Raw genomic sequence first — 5,039 nt, forward strand, 5'->3', positions numbered from 1 at the left:
CTTCACTGCTTTTTCTACCATGGCGGTAGGATTTTTATCCATCAGCTCACGCGCGTTTTTGGAACGCTGTCCGCCGGGATAACCCGTGTACCGGATGTATGTTTTATCTTCCCACTTATTCCCGGAGAGGGTGATCTTATCAGCATTGATGACCACAACATTGTCACCACAATCCACGTGGGGTGTAAAATTTGTTTTGTTCTTGCCCCTGAGCATGCTTGCTACTTTGGAAGCAAGGCGGCCCAGAGTCTGACCATCGGCATCGACCAATATCCATTCTTTGGTCACGGTCTTTTTATTGGCCGAAATCGTTTTGTAGCTCAATGTATCCACTACTTGTATATTAAATTAAACACTTCAAGTCCGATAAACGGGCTGCAAATGTACGATTATAATGTAGAATAACAAATGGGTTCAGATCATATTTTTTCAATTCGTATTGAATGCCATCAGCCCCGGGATTATTCGCCTTAAACCCACTCATTCCCCAATGTAAACCGGGGCTGTCAAACTATTCCAAAAAAGGAGGCCATGGGGTGTAACAATCTTAAGTGCGATCAGTCCTTATAATTGTTACTACCCGAGAAGATTCAATGTACAAAGTACGCTTATATATTTTCTGTTTGGTTTTTCCGGTGATTTTGGGGGCCCAGGATACCCCCTCCGATACCCCGGGTACAACCGGGACGGCCGCTGCTGAAGGCTCATCTGAGGAAGTGGTCAAAAAGAAATACACGACAACAGGTATAGCTCCCGAAGAGGCCCCTCAGATTGACGGGGAACTCACTGATGCCATCTGGGAGCGGGTATCCTGGGGAGGGGATTATATTGAATTCCAGCCCGATGAGAATACCGCACCCAGCGTGCAGACCAAATTCAAAATACTCTACGATGCCAAAAACCTGTATCTCGCATTCAGGTGTTACGATCCGGAGCCCGACAAGATTGAGCGTAGACTCTCCCGCAGGGACGGCTTTGCCGGAGACTGGGTAGAGGTCAATATAGATAGTTACAACGACAAGCGCTCCGCTTTTTCGTTTTCGATTACGGCGGCCGGGGTTAAGGGAGATGAATTTGTGTCCAATAACGGGAACAACTGGGATGCAAGTTGGAATCCGATTTGGTATACCAAAACCAGGATTGACAGTGAAGGCTGGACCGCTGAGGTTCGGATTCCTTTGAGCCAGTTAAAATTCAGCGATGCCCCGGATCAGGTATGGGGCCTGCAGTCCACCCGGCGTTTTTTCCGGGAGGAGGAACGCTCCCTTTGGCAACGTAAGCCCATTGACCAACCCGGGTGGGTCAGTGAATTTGGGGAACTTCACGGGCTTAAGAACCTCGAACCCCAGAATCAGCTTGAAATACAGCCCTATACGGTAGTGCGGAGCAGGAGTTTTGAGGCAGATGAGGGGAACCCCTTTGAAGATGGAAGTGATTTAGACCTGACTGCCGGGTTGGATGCTAAAATCGGCATCACCAATGACCTTACGCTCGACCTGACGGTCAATCCTGATTTTGGACAGGTGGAGGCGGATCCATCAGCCATCGCCCTGGACGGATTCCAGATTTTCTTCCGGGAACAACGCCCCTTCTTTGTCGAAAACAAAAACATTTTTGAACTGCCGGTGTCGCCATCCATTGCGGGGAATACATTTGGTTCTGACAATGTATTTTATTCCCGGAGGATCGGAAGGGACCCCCAGGGTTCACCGGATCTGAGCGATGGGGAATACGCCGATGTGCCCGAAAGCACCCCCATACTCGGAGCTGCAAAATTCAGTGGGAAAACCCAGAATGGCTGGTCTGTTGGCCTGCTGGAAAGCCTGACGGCCAGGAGGACGGCTACGATAGACACCAATGGGGACAGGACAAGTGAAGTCGTAGAACCCCTCACCAATTACCTCGTAGGTCGGGTTCAGAAGGACTTCAATGAAGGGGATACCTATATAGGGACAATTCTCACAGCAACGAACAGGGAAGAACTTCCCGCTTCTCTGGATTTCCTGCATACGGCGGCCTACTCGGGAGGCCTGGATTTTAAGCACCAATGGAATAACCGGGACTGGTATCTCGGCGGGAGCCTGATCTGGAGCCATATCCTGGGAAGCGAGGAGGCTATCCTGAGAACACAGGAAAGTATTACCCACCTGTTCCAGAGGGTGGGCGCCTCCCATGTGGAGGTGGATCCGGAGCGGACCTCTTTGTCCGGGACCGGGGGAAACCTGCAGCTTGGAAAAGTCGGTAATGGCCACTGGAGATTTGAAAGTGGGGCGACCTGGAGGTCCCCCGGGCTGGAACTTAACGATATTGGTTTTCAGCGTCAGGCGGATGATATCCGGCATTATACCTGGGTGGCCTATCAGACCCTGAAACCGGACAAGACCTTCCGACGGGTTGGGATCAATTACAACCATTGGGCAGTATGGGATTTTGGAGGGTATTTAAATAATATCCGTCTGAATACAAATAGTTTCCAGAACTGGGCGAATAACTGGTTTACGAATATTGGCTTTAATTACGCCCCCCTTCAGTATTCTAATTTTGCACTCCGCGGGGGCCCCCGCCTTAGAATATCGCCCGAACTCAGTTTCTGGAATGGTATAAATACAGATTCGAGGAAGAAATTGCGTTTCAGCTTTTTCCACAATGGAGCGAAGGCGGTGGATAATTCGTATTGGAGATATTCCGTGGAGGCTGGTTTTTCCTATCAGCCTACCAATGCCCTTCAATTTTCAGTATTTCCGAACTTCAGCCGGAATGAGGACCAGCTTCAGTTTGTAGACAACTTATCGGTAGACGGGCAGCCGCGTTACCTCAATGGATCGATTTCCCAGGAGACTTTTTCGATGTCCCTGAGGTTGAACTATACCATCAATCCCAACCTGACGATTCAGTACTGGGGCCAGCCCTTTATCTCTAACGGGCTGTATACAGATTTTAAGACGGTTACCGATCCGTTGGCAGAACGTTTTGAAAATAGAATACGCCAATACGGCCCTGCTGAGATCAGCGAATCGCAAGATGTGTACAGCGTGGATGAAAACGGCGATGGGAATCCGGATTTCAGCTTTGACAACCCGGATTTTTCTTTCGTGCAATTCCGTTCAAACCTGGTCATTCGCTGGGAGTATATTCCGGGTTCTGAACTCTTCCTTGTATGGTCCCAGGACCTCACCACCTCCGGAGATCCGAACCAGGCCCTGCTTGGAGGACTGGAATCCAATATCTTCGGGGATGCGATCCCCAGGAATACCCTCCTGTTAAAGGCGACCTACCGCTTTGCCTTTTGAGCATTTATATATACGAATTCCTTAAAAAAAACGTTTCATAACCATACTATATACTCTGTAATATGAAACTTAGATTACTCTTTTCAGCCCTATTAATGGCAAGTCTCCTTTCCTGTTCCTCAGATGATGATGGAGATTCCGGTTCCAACTCTATCGAAGGGACGTGGGATGCCGTGACGCTTCAGCTGGATTCTGGTTCACAGGAAGAACAGGGCCTGGCAGACCTTTTCAATCTCCTGGCGGCCCAGGAATGTTATCTTATTTCGATGATTTTGGAAGCGGATAATGAGGCTACCCTGCTCACTTCCATTGACTATCTCGATTTGTCGGGTTTGTTCACGGGAAGTTTGAGCATCGATTGTCCTACTGAAAACGATTCCGAATCGGCTACCTATACTTTTGAAAACGGCCAGCTGCGAATCACCGATTCCAATGGGATGAGCATCTCTATAGATGCCACCCTCAATGGAGACAGGCTCACTTTGTTTCTCGAGGGCGAAGAGTTTGACGATCTAGAGGTTTCCGGATCCCTAGTTTTTGAAAGGCGGTAACACCGATACGCGTAATTCCGAATTAATGGGCTTCCAGCCAGTTGTCTCCCACACCAATATCTACGGTCAGGGGCACTGAAAGGGTATATGCCTGCTCCATTTCTGTTTTTATCAGCTTGCGGACTGAATCTAATTCGGGTTTAAAGACGTCAAAAACCAGTTCATCGTGAACTTGCAGGAGCATTTTTGTGCGATATTCCCCTGCCTCTAATTTTTCCTGGATCCGAATCATGGCAATTTTAATTATGTCTGCCGCACTTCCCTGTATGGGTGCATTGATGGCGTTGCGCTCGGCGGCTCCCCGAACAATCGCATTGCTTCCGTTGATGTCTTTCAAATACCGCCTGCGTCCGAGTACCGTTTGGACATACCCGTGTTCCCGGGCAAAATCGATTTGGTCACTGATGTAGGTTCGGAGTTTGGGATACGTTTTATAGTAAGTATCGATAAGCTCTTTGGCCTCAGTCCTGCTGAGATCCGTCTGGTTGCTCAAACCGAATGCCGAAACCCCATAGATGATTCCGAAGTTCACCGTTTTTGCATTCGACCGCTGTTCCCGGGTCACTTCCTCCAGGGGAACCTGAAATACTTTAGCCGCAGTGGCGGCGTGAATGTCTTCACCGCGTTTGAAGGATTCAATCATGGTGGTTTCCTCACTGAGGGCAGCGATAATCCTCAATTCAATCTGGGAATAATCTGCGGCGAGCAATAGATATTCTTCATTTCTGGGTATAAAGGCCTTGCGAATTTGCCGACCTCTCTCGGTTCGGATCGGGATATTTTGCAGGTTGGGATTGTTGCTGCTCAGGCGCCCTGTGGCCGCAACGGTCTGCATATAATCTGTATGTACCCGTCCGGTAGAAGGGGCTACTTGTTCCGGAAGGGCATCGACGTAAGTACTTTTGAGTTTGGCCAGTCCACGATATTCGAGCACATCCCTGATGATGCCGTGATCTTTCGCCAGGGCAGCGAGTACATCTTCTGCCGTCGAATACTGACCCGTCCTTGTTTTTTTAGGCTTGGCGATTAGTTTTAGTTTGTCGAAGAGAATCTCCCCCAACTGTTTTGGGGATCCGATATTGAAGGTTTCCCCGGCCGCTTCGTATATGGATTGTTCGAGGGAAGCGATATCCCTGTCCAAAGCCCCGGAAAGCTCTCCGAGAAACTCACTGTTCAGGTTGATGCCCTCTAATTCCAT

At 49.2% G+C, this 5,039-nt stretch carries 4 protein-coding genes; 2 read left to right on the plus strand and 2 right to left on the minus strand.

Going from position 1 to position 5,039, the window contains the following annotated elements:
* The coding region (gene rplM, locus WBV75_RS08725) for a 50S ribosomal protein L13 (protein ID WP_424120243.1) at positions 1-333 on the minus strand (333 nt) is incomplete at its 3' end.
* A gap of 260 nt (positions 334-593) precedes the next feature.
* Here rplM and WBV75_RS08730 point away from each other — a divergent pair.
* Both WBV75_RS08730 and WBV75_RS08735 read left to right on the plus strand, forming a co-directional pair.
* Positions 594-3,290, plus strand: coding sequence for a DUF5916 domain-containing protein (locus WBV75_RS08730; protein ID WP_424120244.1), 2,697 nt, complete (start codon positions 594-596; stop codon positions 3,288-3,290).
* A gap of 62 nt (positions 3,291-3,352) precedes the next feature.
* Complete coding sequence (locus WBV75_RS08735; protein WP_424120245.1) at positions 3,353-3,841, plus strand: hypothetical protein; 489 nt, start codon at positions 3,353-3,355, stop codon at positions 3,839-3,841.
* A 22-nt stretch (positions 3,842-3,863) separates the two neighbouring features.
* On the opposite strand, the gene polA is transcribed toward WBV75_RS08735, so the two are convergent.
* The coding region (polA, locus tag WBV75_RS08740; protein ID WP_424120246.1) for a DNA polymerase I at positions 3,864-5,039 on the minus strand (1,176 nt) is incomplete at its 5' end.

It is taken from the genome of Robiginitalea sp., from assembly GCF_049588695.1.
In the GTDB taxonomy this organism is placed as follows: domain Bacteria; phylum Bacteroidota; class Bacteroidia; order Flavobacteriales; family Flavobacteriaceae; genus Robiginitalea.

Excerpts from the sequence above, each read along its gene's own strand:
- WBV75_RS08730 (WP_424120244.1), top strand. The coding sequence starts at position 594 with ATGTACAAAGTACGCTTATATATTTTCTGTTTGGTTTTTCCGGTGATT.
- WBV75_RS08735 (WP_424120245.1), top strand. The coding sequence starts at position 3,353 with ATGAAACTTAGATTACTCTTTTCAGCCCTATTAATGGCAAGTCTCCTT.